General features: G+C 67.9%; 17 protein-coding genes. 11 read left to right on the forward strand and 6 right to left on the reverse strand.

All coding sequences use genetic code 11. The annotated features are described in order from the left end of the window. Positions 1-211 precede the first annotated feature (211 nt). The 4 genes from AB4Z01_RS03135 to AB4Z01_RS03150 all read left to right on the forward strand — a co-directional run bounded on the left by AB4Z01_RS03135 (position 212) and on the right by AB4Z01_RS03150 (position 3,786). Positions 212-640, forward strand: coding sequence for a hypothetical protein (locus tag AB4Z01_RS03135; protein WP_441690507.1), 429 nt, complete (start codon positions 212-214; stop codon positions 638-640). A gap of 81 nt (positions 641-721) precedes the next feature. Then, positions 722-1,477, forward strand: a complete 756-nt coding sequence (locus AB4Z01_RS03140) for a response regulator (RefSeq protein ID WP_441690508.1) — start codon at positions 722-724, stop codon at positions 1,475-1,477. Next, positions 1,477-2,856: a sensor histidine kinase gene (locus AB4Z01_RS03145; RefSeq protein WP_441690510.1), complete on the forward strand. Its 1,380-nt coding sequence runs from the start codon at positions 1,477-1,479 to the stop codon at positions 2,854-2,856. Before AB4Z01_RS03140 ends, AB4Z01_RS03145 begins: the two co-directional genes overlap by 1 nt. Before the next feature lie 174 nt (positions 2,857-3,030). After that, positions 3,031-3,786: a MipA/OmpV family protein gene (locus tag AB4Z01_RS03150; RefSeq protein WP_441690512.1), complete on the forward strand. Its 756-nt coding sequence runs from the start codon at positions 3,031-3,033 to the stop codon at positions 3,784-3,786. Between the two features lie 224 nt (positions 3,787-4,010). On the opposite strand, the gene AB4Z01_RS03155 is transcribed toward AB4Z01_RS03150, so the two are convergent. Further along, on the reverse strand, positions 4,011-7,433 hold the full coding sequence (locus AB4Z01_RS03155) for a M10 family metallopeptidase C-terminal domain-containing protein (protein ID WP_441690514.1): 3,423 nt from the start codon (positions 7,431-7,433) through the stop codon (positions 4,011-4,013). A 949-nt stretch (positions 7,434-8,382) separates the two neighbouring features. Here AB4Z01_RS03155 and AB4Z01_RS03160 point away from each other — a divergent pair. Both AB4Z01_RS03160 and AB4Z01_RS03165 read left to right on the forward strand, forming a co-directional pair. Continuing rightward, positions 8,383-9,507, forward strand: coding sequence for a ribonucleotide-diphosphate reductase subunit beta (locus AB4Z01_RS03160; RefSeq protein ID WP_429230239.1), 1,125 nt, complete (start codon positions 8,383-8,385; stop codon positions 9,505-9,507). A 91-nt stretch (positions 9,508-9,598) separates the two neighbouring features. Continuing rightward, positions 9,599-10,792 carry an NAD(P)/FAD-dependent oxidoreductase gene (locus AB4Z01_RS03165; RefSeq protein WP_441690516.1) on the forward strand — a complete coding sequence of 398 codons (1,194 nt, stop codon included), beginning with the start codon at positions 9,599-9,601 and terminating at the stop codon, positions 10,790-10,792. Between the two features lie 9 nt (positions 10,793-10,801). Here AB4Z01_RS03165 and AB4Z01_RS03170 read toward each other — a convergent pair whose 3' ends face one another. Beyond that, positions 10,802-11,764 carry a sugar-binding transcriptional regulator gene (locus AB4Z01_RS03170; protein ID WP_441690517.1) on the reverse strand — a complete coding sequence of 321 codons (963 nt, stop codon included), beginning with the start codon at positions 11,762-11,764 and terminating at the stop codon, positions 10,802-10,804. 221 nt (positions 11,765-11,985) lie between these two features. Between AB4Z01_RS03170 and AB4Z01_RS03175 the strand changes: the two genes are divergently transcribed. Continuing rightward, positions 11,986-13,194 (forward strand): L,D-transpeptidase family protein, encoded by a 1,209-nt coding sequence (locus AB4Z01_RS03175; RefSeq protein ID WP_441690519.1) that lies wholly within the window; start codon positions 11,986-11,988, stop codon positions 13,192-13,194. A gap of 83 nt (positions 13,195-13,277) precedes the next feature. Here AB4Z01_RS03175 and AB4Z01_RS03180 read toward each other — a convergent pair whose 3' ends face one another. The 3 genes from AB4Z01_RS03180 to AB4Z01_RS03190 all read right to left on the reverse strand — a co-directional run bounded on the left by AB4Z01_RS03180 (position 13,278) and on the right by AB4Z01_RS03190 (position 16,059). After that, positions 13,278-14,735 carry an MFS transporter gene (locus AB4Z01_RS03180; RefSeq protein ID WP_441690521.1) on the reverse strand — a complete coding sequence of 486 codons (1,458 nt, stop codon included), beginning with the start codon at positions 14,733-14,735 and terminating at the stop codon, positions 13,278-13,280. A gap of 89 nt (positions 14,736-14,824) precedes the next feature. Further along, positions 14,825-15,211, reverse strand: coding sequence for an EthD family reductase (locus AB4Z01_RS03185; RefSeq protein ID WP_441690523.1), 387 nt, complete (start codon positions 15,209-15,211; stop codon positions 14,825-14,827). A gap of 11 nt (positions 15,212-15,222) precedes the next feature. Continuing rightward, positions 15,223-16,059: an oxidoreductase gene (locus AB4Z01_RS03190; protein WP_441690525.1), complete on the reverse strand. Its 837-nt coding sequence runs from the start codon at positions 16,057-16,059 to the stop codon at positions 15,223-15,225. 157 nt (positions 16,060-16,216) lie between these two features. On the opposite strand from AB4Z01_RS03190, the gene AB4Z01_RS03195 reads away from it, so the two are divergent. The 3 genes from AB4Z01_RS03195 (at position 16,217) to AB4Z01_RS03205 (ending at position 20,225) form a co-directional block, all read left to right on the forward strand. Next, a complete protein-coding gene (locus AB4Z01_RS03195) occupies positions 16,217-17,077 on the forward strand; it encodes a LysR family transcriptional regulator (RefSeq protein WP_441690527.1) in 861 nt (286 codons plus the stop codon). A gap of 354 nt (positions 17,078-17,431) precedes the next feature. Beyond that, positions 17,432-19,420 carry a M1 family metallopeptidase gene (locus tag AB4Z01_RS03200; RefSeq protein ID WP_441690529.1) on the forward strand — a complete coding sequence of 663 codons (1,989 nt, stop codon included), beginning with the start codon at positions 17,432-17,434 and terminating at the stop codon, positions 19,418-19,420. Positions 19,421-19,574: 154 nt separating this feature from the next. Next, positions 19,575-20,225, forward strand: coding sequence for a glutathione S-transferase family protein (locus AB4Z01_RS03205; protein WP_441690530.1), 651 nt, complete (start codon positions 19,575-19,577; stop codon positions 20,223-20,225). 38 nt (positions 20,226-20,263) lie between these two features. Here AB4Z01_RS03205 and AB4Z01_RS03210 read toward each other — a convergent pair whose 3' ends face one another. Continuing rightward, entirely contained in the window at positions 20,264-20,725 is a 462-nt protein-coding gene (locus AB4Z01_RS03210; protein ID WP_441690532.1) for a GFA family protein, read from the reverse strand. A gap of 150 nt (positions 20,726-20,875) precedes the next feature. On the opposite strand from AB4Z01_RS03210, the gene AB4Z01_RS03215 reads away from it, so the two are divergent. Next, positions 20,876-21,772 carry a hypothetical protein gene (locus AB4Z01_RS03215; protein ID WP_441690533.1) on the forward strand — a complete coding sequence of 299 codons (897 nt, stop codon included), beginning with the start codon at positions 20,876-20,878 and terminating at the stop codon, positions 21,770-21,772. Positions 21,773-21,790: the final 18 nt, after the last annotated feature.

The following is a 21,790-nucleotide window of genomic DNA, read 5'->3' on the forward strand; positions in this document are numbered from 1 at the left end:
GGGATTTATTTTGTTTGTTTCGGCCGGGCTCCAAATTTTGATATCTACTCCATTTGATCTTCTGGCAGCTTTGTCAGACGGCCAGCAGCATTAATTCTTGTCGTTGATAAAAAGGGGGGAATCCCGATATTCCGGCACTGTCGGCGTATTTTGATCTTGATTTTTGGTGTGCGGATATCACGTGATGCGTCGTAAGAGGTGCGATTTGGACATGCCCGATACCGACGTCTTTCGCCTGCGAAAGTCGAATTTGAACACGTTTCTGTTCGCCGATGTCGGGGCGGAATCCAACGGCATGCCGTTGAGCGTGGTCTCGATGCTTGGCCGCCTGGGCGGCGATCCCTGGGCGACGGCGAACCGGCTGGCCGGGCAGCCGCGCGACGCTGCTGTCCTCGAGCTGGCGGAGATCATCACCGGGACGGCGCGCGCAGAACGGTCGAACGACGAGATCATGGCGATCGCGACGCGTCTGGCCTCGCTGCTGCCGGGCACGGGGTCGACCTCATCCCGCGCTGCCCGGGCCGCTTCGCCCGGAACGCCATCGTCCGCCCCGGGCCGGTGGAGCGGGGGCGCCCTGGCCATGGTGCTGCTCGTCCTGGCTACCGCCGTCCTGCTTCTGCGGATGGCCGGCTTCCTGTGACGCCGGGCTGCCGCGGGCGCGTTTACAAAAAATAATAATTGGACGGATGATCCTCCGCCGGCCCGCTGCGAGAATGCCGCCATGGTGGGATCCAGGAAACCCGTATCCTTCGCCGTGGCGGCGCGGCCGGAACGACAGCCGCATGTGCTGCTTGTCGAGGATGATCTCGAGATCTCCCGCATGCTGCAGGGCGTGCTGTCCGAAGCCGGCTTCGCCGTCTTTGCCGCCACCGGCGCGGCCGCGATGGATTCGGTGCTGGGCCTGGCGCAGATCGACCTCGTCGTGCTCGACCTCATGCTGCCGGGGGAGGACGGGCTCAGCATCTGCCGCCGGCTTCGGGCCGCGTCGGCGATCCCGATCATCATGGTGACGGCCCGCGGCGACGCGGTCGATCGCATCATCGGGCTGGAGATCGGGGCCGACGACTACCTGCCCAAGCCGTTCGATTCCCGTGAGCTGGTGGCGCGCATCCGGGCGCTGCTGCGGCGCGCCCAGGGCGGCAACGGCGGCGGCCGGATGCACCCGCTGCGCTTCGCCGGCTGGCGGATCGACCCGGCGTCGCGGCAGCTGCACGATCCCGACGGGGTCCAGGTCGCCATGACAAGCGTCGAGTTCGACCTGTTGGCGGCGCTGTGCCGGCATTCCGGCCAGACGCTGTCGCGCGACCAGTTGATCGAGCTGACCCACAGCGGCCTGGCCAGCCCGGTCCAGCGCAGCATCGATGTGCATGTCAGCCGGATCCGGCAGAAGATCGAGCCCGACCCCGACAGCCCGCGCTACATCAAGACCGTGCGCCTCGGCGGCTACATGTTCGCCGAGCGGGTCGAGCAGGCCTGATGCGGTTCCTCCTTCGCCTGGCCCCGCGCAGCGTCGTCAGCCAGATCACCGGGATCGTCGCCGTCTCCGTGCTGCTCGGCATCGGGCTGACCAGCGCCATCCTGTTCCTGTTCTTCCGCGAGCCCGACGCGCGGGACGGGGATTCGCTCTCGGCGACGGGGATCGGCAAGGTCATCCAGATCGCCCAGACCGCCGAGACCCCGGAGGAGCTCGACAAGATCCTCGACATCGCGCAGCGGGCCGGCTTCAGTGCCATCCGGGTGCCGCTGGCGGAGTTCACGGCCCGGCCCGCGGATGCGCCGATGCCGATCGCGGCCGGCGTGATCGCGTTTCAGTTGAGGACCCTCTGGGGCATCGAGACGCGCAGCGCCGACTTCCACCCAGGCGCCGGCGATGGCCTGATCGTGCCGGTCGACGACCGGTCGGCCCTGCTGTTCGCGGCCCCCAGCCTGTCCACCCTGTGGCGGTTCATCCTCAGGCCCACCGTCCTGATCATCATCACGATGCTGGTGTTCGTCGTGTTCCTGTCGGCCTATGCGGTGCGCTCGATCATCGCCCCGCTGTCGGCGCTGGGACGCGCGACCGAATCCTTCGGCCATTCGCCCGACGACGACCGCCTGATCGATCGCAGGGGCCCACGCGAGATCGGTCAGATGGCCGATGCCCTGAACGACATGCGCACCCGCATCCGGGCCCTGATCGACGACCGCACCCGCATGCTCGCCGCGATCAGCCACGACCTGCGGACACCGCTGACCCGCCTGCGGCTGCGGGCCGAACGGATCGATGACCCGGAGCTGCGGGACGGCATCCTGTACGAGGTGGTCCGGATCAGCAGCATGCTCGACGAGACGCTGGAATATCTGCGGCCCGGCACCCGCGAGGAACGGATGGCTCCGGTCGACCTGCCGAGCCTGCTGCAGACGATCTGCACCGAATTCGGCGATGTCGGGCACGGCGTCACCTATGCCGGGCCGCCACGCCTGGCCTGGGTCTGCCGGGCCAACGCGCTGACCCGCGCGGTCAGCAACGTGGTCGACAATGGCGTGCAGCACGGTTCGGCGGTGCAGGTCGGCCTGCGGATCGGCAAGGGCGGCATGGCGGAGATCGTGGTGGCGGATGACGGCCCGGGCATCCCTGCGCCGCTGCGCGAGAAGGTCTTCGATCCGTTCTTCAAGGGCGACCACAGCCGGCCCGCGGCGACGGGCAGGGGCTTCGGGCTGGGCCTGTCGATCGCGCGCGACGTCGTCCGCGGCCATGGCGGCCGCATCGAACTGCTCGACCGCCTGCCACACGGCCTGGTCGTCAAAATGTCGCTGCCCCGAAATCCAGCCGATCTGCGGCCGGAGCCTCCAGCAACATCTCTTAACATAACTTAAAACCTGTCCACCCGACCGGCTTTTATTCTCCTGGCTCAATCGAGTCACAGGATGAATCGCATGCCAGCGTCGTTATCGACTGCCGTTTCTTCGTTGCAGCGGAATATCAGCCGAATCAGGACTTGCGCGCCTCTGGTCGCGGCGGGTGCATGTCTGGTCCTCCCGGCGGCCAGCATGCGCGCCGAGGCCCAGGACGCGATCATCGTGCCGCAGGTCGCCCCCGCTCCGGAGGATGCGGGTCCCCGCGGCGACTGGACCTTCGTGCTCGGCGCCGGCGCCCAGGTGGGGCCGAGCTACGAAGGGTCGGACAAGTTCTCGGTCGCGCCGGGTCCGTTCGTCTCGATCAACTGGCGCGACCGGGTCTTCCTCGACATGCAGCGCGGGATCGGCGTCAACGTCGTGCGCACCGACGCGCTGCGGCTGGGCGTGTCGGTCGGCCTGGCGCCGGGCCGGGACGAGGATGACGAGGACCATCTGAAGGGGCTGGGCGACATCGACACGGCCGCGCGCGGCCATGTGTTCGGATCCTACTCCTTCGGCATGTGGCAGATCGGCCTCGACGTGGCCAAGGATTTCGGCGGCAGCGAAGGCCTGCAGGTCCGGCCCGACATATCGGTGAAAGTGCCGCTGTCCGAGAGCTGGACCCTGTCGTCCGGCATCTCCGCCACCTGGGCCGACGACGACTATATGCAAAGCTTCTTCGGTGTCTCGCCGTCGCAGTCGCGGAACTCGGGGTTGGATCGATTCGACGCCGGGGCCGGGTTCAAGAGCGTCGATTTCAGCGTCGGGCTGCGCTGGACGTTCTCCGAGAGCTGGTTCGCCATGGCCAATGTCGGCGTCGGCGTCCTGCTCGGCGACGCGGCGGACAGCCCGATCACCGAGAGCCAGGTGCAGCCCTCGGTCGGGCTGGCGGTCGGCTACCGGTTCTGAGGCCGGATCGTGCTCGCACTCGGCCTCATCGAAGCGTTGAGGGACCAGATCATGACCTTCGCCCTGCTCTGGCTCGGCGGCATCCTGCTCTGCGCCGCGCCCTATCTCTGGGCCCTGTGCCGCGCCGCCCGGGATTCGGCGCGGCCGCAGCTGCCGTGGCGGTCCAAATAAGAGAGGCGGCGGGTTCCCCCGCCGCCTCAGTCATTCACGGGATGAACTGGCGGTCAGAGCACGAAATCGCTCACCGCCAGAATGCCGTTCAGCCCCTTCAGCACGATGTGGAAATCCGACGCGCCGTCGCCATTGATGTCGCCGGCAACGGTGATCACGCCCGAGCTGGTGTTGAGGGCACGCAACTCGCCGGCATGATTCGAGAAGCCCGCCGAGCCGATATAGGTGAAGGCCTGGTTGCCTGCCACGCTGGTGTTGGCGTCGATCGCGGAAAGATCGATGCGGTCACCCTGGCCATGACTGAAGTCGATGACCACGTCGGCATTGGCGCCGACGGTGCTGTCGCCGACCGCGGAGAAGACGAAGCGGTCGGCCCCGGCGCCGCCCGACAGCGAATCCCGTCCCGCGCCGCCGTTGATCGTGTCGTTGCCCTCGTAGCCGTTGAGGACATTGTTGGCGACATTGCCCGTCAGCGTGTCGCCGCCCTTGCCGGCATTGACGGCCTCGATGCCGATCAGGATGTCGCCCTGCGCCTCGCCGCCACTGCCGATGCCGGTCGCGAGATTGACCGTGATCGCGTCGGTGCTGCCGTAGTAGCTGACGGTATCGGCGCCGGCGCCGCCATCGAGAGTGTCGGCCCCCGCGCCGCCGCGCAGGAAGTCCGCGCCGCCGCGGCCGTAGAGGGTGTCGGCGCCGTCGCCGCCATCGAGATTGTCGTGCCCGGCCACGCCGATCTGCGGCGAGGTCGGCGGCGGCGGGGTCACCGAGACGTTCAGCTCATAGGTGGCGCCGGCGGGGACGGTCTGTTCGACATCCCCGGTGTCGTTGTTGTATTGCCCGACCACGATGTAATAGTCGCCGGTCTCGGCAACCTTGAAGCTGAACAGCGAATCCGTCCGGCGGGCGGAGCCGGGGTCGTTGCCGCCGTCGTCGTTGAAGGCGACCACGGTGCCGTCGGCCCGCTGCAGCCAGATGGCGCTGTCGCTCAGCCCGTCCGAGGTGTGGTCGATGTCGGCGGTGATGACCGTCCCCGCATTCACCGTCAGCTTGTAGTAGGCGCCATGGCCGTTGCCGGTGGCGTTGACCGTCGAATGCGCCAGGGTGGTGGCGTTGCCGATATCGGCGTCGGCGGCCAGCGTGAAGTTGTTGGTCAGGCCGACGGCGGTGGCGACCGAGTTGTTGGTCGCGCTCGGTGCCAGCGTGGCGTAGCCGTTGCCCATGCCGACGCCGGTGACCGGGAAGGGAGCGAAATCGCCGTCGAGCGTGTCGTTTCCGGCGCCTCCCTTCAGCACGTCGTCGCCGCCCTGTCCGACCAGTTTGTTGGCGAGGGCGTCGCCGGTCAGCTGGTCTTTGTGGGCGGAGCCTGCCAGGCCCTCGATCGAGATGTAGGTCTCCGGATGCGAGCCCGGCACCAGGAGCGAGATGTTCACTCCCGTGGCACTGCCGTAATAGGCCGCCATGTCCAGGCCGGCGCCGCCGTTCAGCGTGTCCAGCCCGCCGCCGCCGGCGAGGACGTCGTCGCCCGCGGCGCCCGACAGCACGTTGACGCCCGCATTGCCGATCAGCGTATCGCCGAACTTCGAGCCGATCACGTTCTCGATGTTGGTCAGCTTGTCGAACTGGTGCGTCGTCGTGGTGTCGCCTTCGCCGTCGCCGCCAAAGGCGGTGCCGGTCGCGAGGTTGACGGTCACGCCCTCGGTCGCGGGCGTCCGCGCCGGGCCGAACATCGGCTGGCGCTCGTCCAGCGTGTAGTCGGCCGTGTCGATGCCGGCGCCGCCGTCCAGGAAATCGGCCCCGGCGCCGCCGATGAGGAGGTCGTTGCCGGCGTCGCCGTTCAGCACGTCGCCGTCGCGGGCGCCCTCGAGCTTGTCGTCGCCGTTGCCGCCGCTGAGGACGTCACCGCCGCCGAGGCCGAGGAAGTAGTTGTTCGAGTCATTGCCGACGAAGCGGTCGATGCGGTCGTCCGACCCGATCAGGTTCTCGACGCTGAAGAAGGTGTCGCCGGATGCCGTGCCGCCGGCGGCGACGTTGGTCACCAGGTTGACCAGCAGCTGGAACGGGCTCTCCAGGCTGAAATCGACCGTGTCGTTGCCGGCGCCGCCGATGAAGACGTCGACGCCCGCCATGCCGCGCATGATGTCGTCACCGGCGCCGCCGTCGAGCACGTCGTTGCCCTTGCCGGCATTGATCGTGTCGTTGCCGTCTTCGCCATACAGCCGGTCGTCGCCGTCCTTGCTGTCGGGGCCGGTGATGATCGGCAAGGTGTTGTTGCGGTCGCGGCTGTCATTGGTGTCGGCGCCGCCGACGATGATGTCGTCGCCGGAGCCGCCATGGATCTCGTCGGCGCCGTTGCCGCCGTCGATCCGGTCGTCGCCGCCGCCACCCAGCAGCACATTGTCGCCGTCATTGCCGATGATGATGTCGAGGAAGGCGCTGCCGACGCCCTTCTCGATGTAGTACTCGGTCGCGTCGGCATTGTGGCCGTCGAAGATGGCGACGTTGTTGGTGTGGCCGTTGACGCTGGAGAAGCGGCCCTCGCGCAGGTCCAGGATGGTGCTGCTGGTCGAGCCGGAGAAATCGACCGTGTCATGGCCGCCGGTGTCGTGGATCACGAAGCCGATGTCATGGGTCGACCCGTCCGCCGTCAGCGTGTAGCCCAGCCGCGTGCTGCCGAAGCCGTAGACGTCGTCGCCGGTGTTGAGCTGGATGTCCTGATAGCTGCGGACGCCGCCCGTCACCGTCGAGAAATAGTGCCGGATGACGGCCTCGATATCGGCGATGCCCGGCGTGGTGTTTGTCCAGGCCGTGCTGCCGCCGATGTCGATGTTGTCGAAATACGACATCACCGAATACTGCTGGTTGTCATAGACCCATTTGGCATCGTTGTAATAGGTGATCTGCGGGCCGCCGGGGCCGCCGTAATTGTAGAAGCCGGGATGGTTCAGGCCCCATTCATGGCCGAACTCATGGATGAAGGTGTTGAAGATATAGCCGCCCGGAGAGGTCGCATCCGGCTCGGTGTCGTGGAAGCGCTGCCCGACGCTGACATAGCGGCCGGCGGAATAGGCGCTGCCGTCGTCCTGCTCGCCGACCTCCGGGCTGACCACTTCGAGATAGTCGGTGGCCGCGTTGAAGGGGTGATCGGTGACGATCTGGAACTGCAGCGGCGTCACCGACGACCACATCTGCAGCGCCCCGGTGGCCGCCTCCAGATAGGCCGGATGGTCGCTCAACTCGGACAGGTTGACCACGATCGGCGATTGCGCCATCGCCGGCGTCAGCGGGCGGTTCAGCGCGCCGAGGTAATTGAGAAACGTCTCGTAATTGGTGTCTTTGTTATATGGGTTGTCCGGGGTCTGGTCGATGTTCTGCCAGTTCTGCAGATCCTCCGGGCTGATCGTCAGCGAGCCGGCGCTCGCCTGTGCTGTCGGGGTGGAATGTTCCTGTTTGTAGCCCATCTGGCATAGGACGCACATGTGTTTCCCCTTTGATGTCGGCCCTGGCATGGGTCCGTGTCGGGTCGGCGCATTCGGCGGCGAATAGATTCCGGTTCACGGAGGCCGTGACAGCTTCGGCCGTGGTGTCAGCGTTTGGGATTTGTCTTGTCAGCTGTCGGCGCCGGACTCCGTCCGTCGCCCGCACTCAGCGCGTCCGCGCCGCGCCCTGGGCATCATGGTGCTGACATCGTCCCGGACGCGGCGTCTGCGCCGGCAGGGGCGATGCTTGGCCCGTCGGGATCGATGTGGGCGCCAAGGAACGACGCCGCGCCAGCCCCGACGTGAATCCGATGCTCATGGTTGTCGATGTCCCCCTGTTTTATGGTTCGCAGTCTGTCGACATGCCGGGCTGGGAAACGCCACGCGTCACCCGTCCAGCCGCTGCGGCCATTTCTTGACGGACGCCGATTGACAATGGCGCCACATCATGGCTCTTCCGCCTCGCAAACGAGAGGCGGAGCGCGATTCAACATCTCGACTGTCTGCGCACCTCTGGCCGTCATCCTTCGGCAATGTAGCGGCCGCCGCAATCAAAAAATCTCTCGCATTTGGTTACTTCGAAGGGATTCGTTGGTGTGCATACACCTGCTCTCGCGGGCCGAAGACAGATATTTCCAGAAAGCCTATCCTCTTATGCAATAGATTATCCAAAATTATCGGCAAAACCGTTCAATCCACTGTGCGGTCAATTGCTGCGAATTACGCGCGCCGCGATATGACTTACTTTTCGTTTGCAACCAACGGGAAGGGGACGGCCTCGGATGGCTCCCCTGCGGTTTGAAGCCGCCGCTACAATCTCTAGCGCGATCCTTGCCGAAAGTGACCACATCTTGTAGGGTCGCCGACCCTGCATCGCTGCCCGGACCGTGCGGTCCACGGCACGGGCCGAGGACGCCGTTCAACCCGCCGTGAGCCGAGAACAACGCCCATGACCATGCTCGACTGGTCCGACACCGCCGCCGCGCCGATCCGGGCGAAGCGGGACGATGCGCCCGGTACCGACGCCACCGGCCTCGGCGCCATCGACCGGTCCGGCGGCCGGGTCAGCATCGACGACAAGGCGATGATCAACTGCCGCGCCGACGTCAACCAGCTGCTGCCGATGAAGTACCGCTGGGCATGGGAAAAATACCTGGCCGGCTGCAACAACCACTGGATGCCGACCGAGGTCTCGATGCAGGCCGACATCGCGCTGTGGAAATCGCGCGACGGGCTGACTGAGGATGAGCGCCGGTCGGTGAAGCGCAATCTCGGCTTCTTCGCCGCCTCGGAATCACTGGTCGCGAACAACATCGTGCTGGCGATCTACCGCCACCTGACCAACCCGGAATGCCGCCAGTACCTGCTGCGCCAGGCGTTCGAGGAGGCGGTGCACACCCACACCTTCCAGTACGTGGTCGACAGCCTAGGCCTGGACGAGGGCGAGCTGTTCAACATGTACCGCGAGGTGCCGTCGATCACCGACAAGGCGGCCTGGGCCCTGCGCTACACCCAGAACCTGTCCGACCCGTCGTTCCAGACCGGCACGCCGGCCTCGGACCAGGCCTTCCTGCGCGACCTGGTGGCCTTCTACGTGATCTTCGAGGGCATGTGGTTCTACACCGGCTTCGCCCAGATCCTGTCGCTCGGCCGGCGCAACAAGATGGTCGGCATCGCCGAGCAGTACCAGTACATCCTGCGCGACGAGTCGATCCATCTGAACTTCGGCATCGACGTCATCAACCAGATCAAGATCGAGAACCCGCATCTCTGGACCAGCGCGTTCCAGGAGGAGCTGCGGCGGATGCTGGCCGAGGCGGCGGAGCTCGAGGCCGCCTATGGCCGGGACACCATGCCGCGCGGCTTCCTCGGCCTGAACGCGGCGCTGTGCGAGCAGTACATGCACGTCATCGCCAACCGCCGCTGCGCCCAGCTCGGCCTAGCCCCGGTCTTCGCCGAGACCGAGAACCCGTTCCCCTGGATGTCCGAGGCGATGGACCTGAAGAAGGAGAAGAACTTCTTCGAGACCCGCGTGATCGAGTACCAGAACGGCGGCGCGCTGAGCTGGGACTGATCCGCTCCGGCGCGTCCAGCCTGAGGACGACGTTGCTTCCGGCCCTGGCCAAGCCTAGCGTTCAGGCAGGACCAGCGGGCGGGGGTGGGCGATGCAGCGCATCTTGATCCTGGGCGCAGGGTTCGCCGGGCTGTGGGCCGCGGCCGGCGCGGCGCGGGCGCTCGATGCCTTCGGCGTCGGGCCCGACCGGGTCGAGGTGATGCTGGTCAACCGCGACGCCTGGCACGGCATCCGCGTGCGCAACTACGAGGCCGACCTCGACGCCATCCGCGTGCCCCTAGCCTCGGTGCTCGACCCGATCGGCGTGCGCCTGATCGAGGGCGAGGTGACGGACATCGACCTCGCGCAGCGCAGCGTCCGCTGCACGGTCGCGGGGGAGGGGACGGCGCTGCCCTATGATCGCCTGGTCTTCGCCCTCGGCAGCGGCCTCGCCCGGCCGGCGATTCCGGGGCTCGCCGAGCACGGCTTCGACATCGACACCTTCGCCGGCGCCCGCCGCCTGGCCGACCACCTGGCCGGGCTGGCGGAGCGGCCGGCAGCGCCGGGGCGCGACACCGTCCTAGTCGTCGGCGCCGGGCTGACCGGGATCGAGGCCGCGACCGAGATGGTCGACCGGATCGGGCCGGCGGTCCGGGTGATCCTGGCCGACCACGCGCCGCAGGTCGGCTCCGACATGGGCGACAGCGCCCGGCCGGTGATCGAGACTGCGCTTGCCGCGCTGGGAGTCGAGACCCGGATGGGCGTGTCGGTCGCAGCGGTGGCTGCCGGCGGGGCCACGCTGTCGACCGGCGAGGTCATCCCGGCCGCGACCGTGATCTGGTGTGCCGGCATGCGGGCCAGCCCGCTGACCGCCCGGTTCCCGGCGGAGCGCGACCGGCTGGGCCGGCTGCCGGTCGATCCGACTCTGAAGGTCACCGGCCGCGAGGCCGAATTCGCCGTCGGGGATTCGGCGCAGGCGATGGTCGATGACGGCCACGCCTCGGTGATGTCCTGCCAGCACAGCCGGCCGATGGGCCGCTTCGGCGGCTACAACGCGGTCGCCGACCTGCTCGGCCAACCACTGCTGCCGATGCGGATCGAGTGGTACACCACCATCCTCGACCTCGGCTCCTGGGGCGCCGTCTACACCGAGGGCTGGGACCGGCAGGTGGTGACCCAGGGCGCGACGGCGAAGCAGACCAAGCAGATCATCAACCGCCAGCGCATCTACCCGCCGCTGACCGGGGACCGCCGCGCCATCTTCGATGCGGCCGCCCCGGTGATCCAGGCGCCGCCGCGGCGGTGATGCTGACGCTCAGCCCAGGCTGACCAGCGCCGAGGCCGCGGTCTCGTCGGTGATCAGGCCCTGCAGCAGGCCGCGGGCCAGCACCGCGCGGATCGCCGGCACCTTGACCGTGCCGCCGGCGATGGCGATGGCCGGGCGCCGGGCGACGGCGTCGAGCGGCAGCCCGATCACCCGGTCGCGCAGGGGAGAGGGCAGGATCTGTCCCGAGGCATCGAGGAAATTGCCCAGCACCTCGCCGATCGCGCCGGCCTGGCGCAGCTCCTGGTATTCGGCGCGGCTGATCACCTTGTCCTGCAGCACCGGCGCGCTGTCGTCGAGCTGGCCGATGCCGATCAGGATGGCGTCGGCCCGCGCCGCCAGCGCCATGATCTCGCGGAACGGCTTCTGCTCCTCCAGCACCCGCCGGTCCGCGGCGCTCTCGGCGATCAGCGGCGCCGGCATCAGGAAGCGCTGGGCGCCCAGCCGGTCGCCGAGGCGCATCACCACGTCGAACGGGTTGTAGGAGGAATCGCGGGCGATGTTGCCGGTCACCGACACCACCTGGTGCTGCGGCCGCGGCGACGACGCCATCTCCTCCACCGCCGCGCGCACGCTGCGGCCGTTGCCGACGCCGATCACCAGCGGCGCCTCGGTGTCGACCAGCCGCTCGATCCAGGTGGCGCCGGCGATCGCCAGCGCCGGCAGGTTCGGCTGGGCCGGCGCCACCGGGTCGGCCGGCACCACCTCGCAGAAGCGCAGGCCATGGCGGCGGGCGATGCGCTCACCCAGCTCCATGCAGGCGGCAATCGGATGGTCGATGCGGACCTTGACCATGCCCTCCTGCGCGGCGAAGGCCAGCAGGCGCTGCGCCGCCATGCGCGAGACGTTGAGCCGCCGGGCGATCTCGTCCTGGGTCAGGCCCGAGACATAGGACAGCCATGCCGCCCGCGCCGCCTGGTCCCGCTTCCTCTCCGCCTGGTCGATCCCCGGCATTCCACGCTCCGCGCCGTTCCGTCCGCACCATCTCCGCCGATCGGGGCGTCCGGCGCAACGGTGGCGTGCAGCGATTGCGGTTCGCCGGCATCGCGGCAGCGGCGATGATGCCTGCTCCGGCCCGTGTCGAAGGACTTGACCGCAGCGCTGCGGAACGGTTCCTTCCGGCCGGACGGAAGCAGGACGCCCGCTGGCGGACAGGCGGGTGAGCGAAGGGGCAGATGATGATTCGGTGGGCCTTGGTTCTGGCGGTGGCGCTGGCGCCGTATGTCGCTTCGGCCGCGACCAAGCCGACGCCGGTGGCGGCGGAGGACAAGGTCCACGCCCAGCTGCGCCTGGCGCTGGAGCGGGCGGAGGCCGAGCTGGCTGCGGCGCCGTCGGCGATCCCCGTCGGCACTCTCAAGCCCAGCGCCGTCGACCCGCGCGTGCCGCTGCTGCGCCAGCGGCTCGACGCCATGGGTGTGGCGCTGCCCGAATCCGCTGTTCCTGCGGTGGCCGTGCCGGCCATCGCCCAGCCCGAAGCAGCGCTGGCCGAGCCGGTCCCGGTAGTGGTGACCGGGCCGGAACTGATCGGCCCGGTGGCGCCGGCGACGCTTATCTATGATGAGGCGCTGACCCAGCGGGTGAAGCTGCTGCAGTCGCGCTGGGGCCTGCGCGACGACGGCGTGGTCGGCCGCCGCACGCTGCGGGCGCTGAACTTCACCCCGGCGGACGAGGCGGCGTCGCTGCGCCAGACCCTGGCCCGCTGGCAGGCACCGCCGGCGCGCGGCAAGTCGATCACGGTCAATGTCCCCACCGCCGAGATCATCGCCTTCGAGAACGGGGTCGAGGTGCTGCGCAGCCGCGCCGTGGTCGGGTCGCCGCTGACCCAGACGCCGCTGATCCAGTCCAACATGATCGCGGTCAAGTACAACCCGGACTGGACCGTGCCGCCCGGCCTGACCAAGAAATACAAGGCCCAGATGGCCGCCGGCCGCTACGACGAGATGCGCAAGCACAACGTGGTGGTGAAGACGCCGGAAGGGCAGACCTTCGACCCGGCCCAGGTGCCGCCGGACATGGTCGGCACCATGGGCTGGAAGTTCTGGCAGCCGCCGGGCGACGACAACGCCCTCGGCCTGCTGAAGTTCGAGCTCGACAACGACCAGGCGATCTACCTGCACGACACCAACAACCGCAAGCTGTTCGCCACCGACAACCGGGCGGTGTCGAATGGCTGCATCCGGGTCGAGAATTATCTCGGCCTCGCCGCCTGGGTGCTGGGCACCGACATCCCGGCGGTCGAGGCGGCGATCGCCACCGGCACCACCCATTTCGCCCGGGTGCCGAGCCGGATTCCGGTGCGCATGACCTACTACCTGGCCTATCCGGACACGGCGGGCGGCATCCGCTACGGCGAGGACGTCTACACCCTGGCCGAGGGCAGCTAGCGGTGAGACTCCGACGCTAGCCGGTGTGGGCGGGAAGCAGATCTGACGTCACCAGCACGCGTGTCACGTCGGCTCGTACGGTGTCAGCGCGCAATACAGTCCGGGTGCCCGCGATCGAGTCGGTGTCGGCCACATGGCCGATTGGCATCTCTCTTTCTCGGGGGCGGGGCGAGCCGCCGGGCGAGGGTGATGCTGAGACCCGCGCCGATGGCGAGACAGGCGGCGATGCAGAGGATGGCGACGGTAAAGGCCTGGGTGATGGCCGCCGGATCGGTGCGCGCGCCGAGGACGGTGTAGAAGATCCCGCCGATCACCGCGACGCTGAGCGCGGTGCCGACCTGCAGGGTCGAACTGACGATGCCGGCGATCATGCCGGAAAAGGCCGGCGCGACGCGGCCCGTCACCATCCGCATCAAGGTCGGCAGCGCGAGCCCTTGTCCGAAACCGATGACGAACAGGGTGGCGGCAAGCGGCACGGGCGCGGGGGACATGCCGGCCGGGGTCGCCACGATGGCCCAGACCAAGCCGACAAATCCGACGGCCTCCAGCCCCATGCCGATCGGATTGACATAGTCGCCGAGGATGCGCCTGCAGAACGGAGTCGACAGCGGCCCCAGCAGGAATCCCGCGCCGAACGGCAGGAAGACCAAGCCGGCGCTCAGCGCGGTCGCGTGCAGCGCGTCCTGCAGATAGACCGAGAACAGCAGGAAGAAGGCCGCGATCGCGTAGAACAGCAGCGCGATCAACAGCGCGCGGCCCAGCCCCGGCGCCTGCACGGCCGCCGGATCGAGCAGGGGCGTGCCGCCCGCCTGCGCCAGCCGGGTCTCATAGCGCCAGAAGAGCCACGCCAGCACCGGCACCGCCATGAGCGACAGCCAGGACCAGAGCGGCCAGCCTGCCTCGCGCCCCTCGATCAGCGGCACGATCAGGGCGCCCAGCGTCACCATCGACAGCGCCGTGCCGCCGAGGTCCAGCTTGCGCGCGTTCTGCGCGCGCGTTTCCTTCAGCAGGGGAATGCCGAACAGCACGACCAGGATCGCCACCGGCAGGTTGACGAGGAAGATGGCCCGCCAGCCCAGGCCCAGGAGATCGAGCGAAATCAGGATGCCGCCCAGCGCCTGGCCGACCACGGCGGCCAGGCCGAAGACCGCGCCATAGAGGCTGAGCGCGAGCGGCCTTTCCGCTTTGGGGAAGATCGCCTGCACCGAAGCGAGCGCCTGCGGCGCCATCACGGCCGCCGTCACGCCCTGCAAGGCGCGCCCGGCGACCAGCGCCCACGGCGACCATGCGAGGCCGCACAGCGTCGATGCTGCGGCAAAGCCGATCAGCCCGATAAAGAACACCCGGCCGCGGCCATAGAGATCGCCAAGGCGTCCGCCGGTCGTCAGCGTCACGGCATAGAGCGCGGCATAGGAGGAGATGACGAGCTGCTCCACAGAGGACGCGGCGCCCAATTCCCCGCGGATCGAGGGAAGTGCGACATTGACGATGAAGAAATCGAGCGGTGGCAGGAACGCGCCGACCAGCAGGATTACGAACATCGCCCAGCGGCGCGGGTCGGGTGCGGCGGCATCGCCCCGAGACCGAGCCCGAGCCGCCGGCACGGATTCCGCTTGAGAGTCTGTCGTGCTCACGGATGGGGCCCGTTCTCGATGGTGAACGTCGCGATCGCCGGCTTGTCCCGGGTCGGCCCAACGGCTGTCGCGTTGCCGCCGCTCAAAAGGGGAATCGCCAGGCTGCGTTGCGGCTTGACGGCTGTGACCAGATCCACGTCGGCCATCACCTGCGCCGTTTCCGGCGAGGCCAGGGCCGTTCTCATGGCGGCTTCGTCCCGAAAGACACAGGTCGCGATGGCGATCAGGCCGCCGCCATCCCCCTGCGGAAAGAAGCCCGCGAGGCGTTCCAGCCCGTATGGGCCCCAGCATTCGAGCACGAGCGGGAAATGGACGTTGATCCAATGCTCGCGGTCGAATGGCGTGTCGGCATTTCCGGCATAGGTCACGTACATGGTGATCATGGTGTTGCTCCTCAGCTTTGAGTGTCGAAATCGGTGGCGATGGAGATGTCGCGCCAGGCGGCCATGTCGGCGCGGAATGCTTCCAGCTTCCGCTCCGCGATCGCGTGGGCTCTCGGCCCGAGCGGAAGGTGCAGTGGCGGATGCTCGGCATCGATGGCCTGCAGCATCACGGCGACGGCCTTGGCGGGATCGCCCGCCTGCCTGCCGTTGTTGGTCTGGCGATAATGGCGCCTCGCATGCACGATGCCGGCGTAGGCGGCAATCTCCCGCGCCGCGGTGATGATCGAGCGGCCGAGAAACTCGGTGCGGAAGGGGCCGGGCTCGACGATGATCACGTTCAGTCCGAGGGGACGGAGCTCCTCCGCGAGCGCTTCGGACAGGCCTTCCACCGCGAACTTGGTCGCATTGTAGATTCCGGAGCCCGCAGAACCGGCGATGCCGGCGCCGGAGGACAGATTGACGATGCAGGCTCCTTGGCGCCTGCGGAGCGCCGGCAGCGCGGCGCGTGTCGTCTCGATCAGGCCGAACACATTCGCCTCGAACACCGGCCGGTATTCGCCGGGCTCCGCCTCCTCGATCGCCCCGATGAAGCCGAATCCGGCGTTGTTCACCAGGACATCGAGACCACCGAAGGCGCTTTCGGCCAGCGCGACCGCCTCCGCGGCGGCGCCGGGCTGCGTCACGTCGAGCGCTATGCTGCGCACCGTATCGGGGAAACGGTCGCACAATGCCTGCAAGGCATCGATCGAACGGGCGGTGGCGACAAGGCGGTCGCCGCGCCCGGCGACCGCCTCGGCGAGTTGCTTCCCCAGACCGGACGAACATCCGGTAATCAGCCAGGTTTTCATCAAGTCCTCCTGCAATGCGTCGGACGGGTGCCCGCCTCACGGGCGCCCGCCAAGCGGCCGGCAATTCCAAGCCTGCACGAGGTGGATTTAGGCGATCAGATCTGTACGATAACTGACAATATCGTACGGTTTCCGTTCACTTTTGTGGGTCGACCCTATGGAGTGGAGTGACGTCCGGATTTTTCTGGCCATAGCCCGTTCCGGTACGCTGGGCGGCGCGGCCCGCGCGCTTCATCTGAGCCATCCGACGGTCGGACGCCGCCTGAGGGCCCTCGAACAGGCAACCGGCCATACGTTGTTTCAGAGAACGGCCGACGGCTTCGTTCCGACCGAGGAGGGCAACGCCGTCATTGCCATGGCGGAGCAGATGGAAGAAGGCGCCCTGGCCATGGAACGGCGGCTCGCCGGGCAGGAGCAGGACCTTCAGGGCAGCTTGCGCATATCGTCTGCCGACTGGTTCGGCGCCTATGTCCTGCCGCCGATCATCGCTGACTATGCGAAGGCGTATCCCCATGTCGACGTCGAGATCCTGACGGGCACTCGCCTATTCAGCCTCGCCCAGCGGGAGGCCGACATCGCCTTCCGGATCGTCCCGTTCAACACGCCCGATGTCGTGCAGCGACGGCTGATCTCACTGGCCTATGGTGCCTATGTCGCGGCGGACTCTCCCGAGCCGGCCTATGGCGATGGAGCCGGCTTTCGGCTCATCACCCACGACACGTCGACGGGCCAGTTCCCGGACATCGCCTGGCTCGAGGAGAGCTTCCCGAACGCGAGGCCCGTCCTGCGCTCGAACAATCGGAATGTGCAGGGACGCATGTGCAGGCAAGGCATCGGCATTGCCGTTCTGCCGCAAGTCGTCGGCAATCAGATGGCGGGCCTGCGCCGGCTCGACCTGCCGGCGGAGCCACCCGGCCGGGATATCTGGATGGGGTATCATCGCGACATGAGGCGTCTTCACCGCCTGCGGGCCTTCATCACCACGGTGACCGATCACATCGCGGAGGCGCAGTCCTGACTCGCCATTTCCCGCGGGTGCCAGGCGTCAGACTTGCACGACCAGGACCCATCGCCTCTCCCGCAAGCGGGAGAGGCAAAAACTCGCGGCATTGGTGCATCAGGAAGTCGACGCCTCGCGCCGCTCCCTCGTTATCTATGGCGCTATTGCAGAGCATAATTTATCTCGAATCCAACATTGTCGGCCCATTGATCCACTAGATGCGCGACCCGCGCGAATCATGCTCTAAGCGAGTCATCGGACTCACGAACTCCTTCCTGGATCGCGCGCGACAGCATCAGCCAGGTCACCGTCGAAACTGCGACGGTCCGCGACGGCGCGCCCGGGGTGGCCATTGCAACGGAGCGGAAAGCCATGCAGCGGATCAGCCGCCTGTCTCGTCCCGTCATCGTGTCGCTTCGCCCGACCCTTGCCGTCCTGCTCATCGCCACGCCGGCGTTGGCGGCGGAGTATCAGCCGCGCGAGACCTTCGCGCCGCGCGAGATGGGGCAGGCGGTCAACGTCTATCGGTCGGGCAACGGCGCGCCCGGCCCGGAGTACTGGCAGAACCGCGCCGATTACCGGATCCAGGCGACGCTCGACCCGAAGTCCCCGTCGCTGAGCGGCGAGGAGGTGATCGCCTACACCAACAACAGCCCGGACGCGCTTGGCGAGCTGTGGCTGCAGCTCGACCAGAACATGTACCGGCCGGACAGCCGCGGCACCTATGCCGCCGGCAAGCCGGACAAGGGCTCCTCCGACGGCTACGTGCTGGACGAGGTCGCCATCGAGCGCGACGGCAAGACCACGCCGGTGTCGGTGCAGGTCAGCGACACCCGCGGGCGTATTTCGCTCGGCACGCCGCTGGCGCCGAAGGGCGGCCAGCTCAAGCTCCACATCCGCTACCATTTCACCATTCCGGGCGAGGAATGGGGCGGCCGCATGGGCTGGGGCAAGGCCAAGGACGGCCCGATCTACAGCCTCGCGCAATGGTATCCGCGGATGCAGGTCTATGACGACATCCGCGGCTGGGACACGCTGCCGTTCCTGGCCCAGGAGTTCTACCTGGAATACGGCGATTTCGACTACGCGATCACGGTGCCCAGCAGCATGATCGTCGCCGGCTCGGGCGAGTTGAAGAACCCCGACGAGGTCCTGACAGCGGACCAGCGCGCCCGGCTCGACCAGGCCCGCGCCAGCGACGCGACGGTGGCGATCATCACCCCGCAGGAGATCGGCGGCGCCGCGACACGGCCGAAGACGGACGGCACGCTGACTTGGCATTTCGCGATGCAGCACACCCGCGACGTGGCGCTGTCGATCTCGCCGGCCTTCGCCTGGGACGCGGCCCGCATCAACCTGCCGGAGGGCAAATCGGCGCTGGCGATGTCGTTCTATCCGGCCGAGAGCCAGGGCGCCGACCGCTGGGGCCGGTCGACCGAATACCTGAAGGATTCGGTCGAGCGGTTCTCCGCCCGCTGGTATCCCTATCCCTGGCCGGTCGCGGTCAATGTCGCGGGGCCGGACAACATCTCCGGGATGGAATATCCGGGCCTGCTGTTCGACGGGATCAGCGACGAAGGCAAGGACCTGTTCTGGATCACGGCGCATGAGATCGGCCACACCTGGTTCCCGATGATCGTCGGCTTCGACGAGCGCCGCGACGCCTGGATGGACGAGGGCTTCAACACCTTCATCGACGTCTACCAGTCGGATGATTTCAACAAGGGCGAATACGCGCCGAAGCGCGACAGCGAATATGCGCCGGGCGGCGGCAACCCGGCCGACGAGATCCTCGCCGTGCTCAAGGACCCGGACGCGCCGATCATCCTGTCGCGCGCCGACACGATCATCGAGAAGTACCGCCACCCGGTCACCTATTTCAAATCGGCCTTCGGCTTGGTCCTGCTGCGCGAGGAGATCCTCGGGCCCGAGCGCTTCGATGCCGCCTTCCGCGAGTTCATCGCCGCCTGGGCCTTCAAGCATCCCAAGCCGGCCGATTTCTTCCGGTTCATGGACAGCGCCGCCGGCGAGGACCTGTCCTGGTGGTGGCGCGGCTGGTACGACCACAACTGGTCGCTCGACCTCGCCATCGGCAAGGTCCAGCCGGGCGATGCGGACAAGGGCACGGTGATCACCGTCGAGGCCAAGGACAAGCTGGTCATCCCCGCGACCCTGCGCGTCGATTTCACCGATGGCAGCCACCGCGACTATCGCCTGCCGGCCGAAAGCTTCATCCGCCAGGCGGCRACGACGGTGACCATCGAGCCCGGCAAGACGGTCGCGCAGGTGATCCTCGACCCGGACCACAAGCTGCCGGACGAGGACCGCACCGACAACCTCTGGAAGTCCCGCACGCATTAGCAGGGCCTATCGAAGCCGAGCCGGCGGCCCTGCGCTTCGGTGCGAGCGTGGGACCTGCCGGCGCGTCCGGCGCGGCTGATGCCGATCGGGCAGGGGGTGTCGGACTCTCGTCCAGCCGTTCGTCTTCAAGACGGACGAGCTATGGAGAGCCGTGATGACCGCAACGATTACCGCCTTTGCACGGTCGCCCGATCGTGGCAATGGGCTGGCGCGCGACATGCGCCTTCGCTGGGCATTGGAAGAGGTGGGCCAGCCTTACGAGGTTCGCCTGCTGTCGTTCGAGGCGATGAAGCAACCCGCGCACCTCGCACTTCAGCCCTTCGGGCAGATTCCGACCTATGAAGACGGCGATCTCGCTTTGTTCGAGTCGGGGGCGATCGTGTTCCACATCGCCGAGCGCCATCCGGGCCTGTTGCCGGACGATGCGAAGGCCCGGGCGCGCGCGATCGCCTGGATGTTCGCCGCGCTCAACACGGTGGAGCCACCGGTCTTCGACCGCGCCCTCGCCAGGATCCTCGAACGCGACCAGCCTTGGTACGAGCAGCGCCTGCATGGCCTCGAGGACATCATCCGGAAACGGCTGGACGGCCTGTCCCGCCACCTCGGCGATGCCGACTGGCTCGATGGTGCGTTCAGCGCCGGTGACCTGCTGATGGTGACGGTCCTGCGTCGGCTGCAGGGATCGGATGTGCTGGGGGAGTATCCGAACGTCGCCGCCTATGTCGCCCGGGGCGAAGCGCGGCCGGCATACAAGCGCGCTTTCGGCGCTCAGCTGGCGGTTTTCACCGCGGCATCGACCCGCTGACAAAGGCCCGCTCCGGGCCCGGAGCGGTTATGCCAAACTCAGGATGCGACCGGCGGCGCACCGATCAGCCGGAAGAACTCCGCCGCCTGCGGTGGCCCCTCCGGCCAGGCCGGGACCTGCGGGTCGATCGTCAGCCAGGGCTGCTTCCGCTTGGTCCACATATGGGCCACGACGGCCAGGCGGTGGCTGTCGTCGAAGGTGCCGGCCCGGATCATGACCAGGCCCGGTCGCGAACTGTTGGTGTTATAGACCCGGGTGAAGCAGGCGGGGCAGGCGACCTGGTGCGAGATCCGGCGGCCGTCGGCGCTGGGCAGGTCGAACCGGCCGACCGGGGCGGTGCATTGGAACCGGTCCTGCGCCACGATCGCCTGCTGGCTGAACGCGCTGCCGGTCCAGGTCTGGCAGTCCAGGCAGTGGCAGGCATAGGTCAGCGGCAGGCGCTCGGCCTCGAGCCGCCACCGCACGGCACCGCAGCGGCACCCTCCTTCAATTCCGGCCAATCTGCTCTCCCGCGTATCGTCTGCGGGCCCGAGAATGCGGGATCGGGCCGGGGAAGGGAACGATCATGGTGGCCCGGTCGTACCTGGCCGATCGCGAATTAACAAAATGTTCAGTAGTATTATTGAGCGCGATCGTTCATGTTATGTTCTATGAACAAGGCGCAGACCGATCAGACATCGGAGGCCCCGGCCGCTCCCGCGGAGGAGCGGGCGGCGCGGCAGCTGCGCGTGCTGGCCCGGCTGAGCGAGATCCAGATGGAGGTCGCCGAGGCCACCCGCACCGAAGCGGTCGAGGCGCCGCAGCCCGGCGTCGACTATTGCGCCCGGGTCGCCGGCATCGCCCGGTCGGTGCGGCTGACCCTGTTGCTGGAGGACAAGATGTCCCGCCCATCCGAGGAGCGGCCGCGGAAGGCCGGGCAGGCTTGGGCGGACAGCAGGGCGCGGTCCCGGCTGCGGGTGACCCTGGCCATGGGCGCGGCGGTGACCGACGAGGCCGGGATCGAGCAGGACGAGGCCAATCGGCGCTTCGTCGAGATGGCCGAACGGCTGGAGCGGCCGGAACTGGCGGAGCTGGTCGAGACCTGCCCGCCGCTGGTCGCGGTGACCCGGCTGTGCCGGATGTTCGGGCTGCCGGAGGAGGCGGAGCGCTGGCTCGAGATCGGCGACGTGGCGCTGGCGGAGCGGGCCATCCGGATGTCGGGCGAGGCGGCCGCCGCTCCGGGGCCGGCCGGGGCCGAGGCCCTGGACCAGGGCAAGATCCGGCGCCGGCTGCGGGTCATCATGGCGCTGAGCGCCGCGATCAAAGTCGAGGCCGAGGGCAAGGACGAATACGAGCACCGCTTCTGCGAGATGGCCGGGCAGATGGACGGGCCGGAGGAGATGGAGATCGCCGAGAACTGTCCGGCGGTGGACGCCGTGGCCCGGCTGTGTCCGAGATTCGGCCTGCCGCCGGAGCAGGCGGAGCGCTGGGTCGCGGAATCGGACCGGTTCTTGGCGACGCTGGACCTGCCGCCGGTGGACCCGCCCGAGCCGCCGGACACGGGATGACGTCGTAGGTTGGGTTCG

The organism is Inquilinus sp. YAF38, assembly GCF_052113205.1.
In the GTDB taxonomy this organism is placed as follows: domain Bacteria; phylum Pseudomonadota; class Alphaproteobacteria; order DSM-16000; family Inquilinaceae; genus Inquilinus.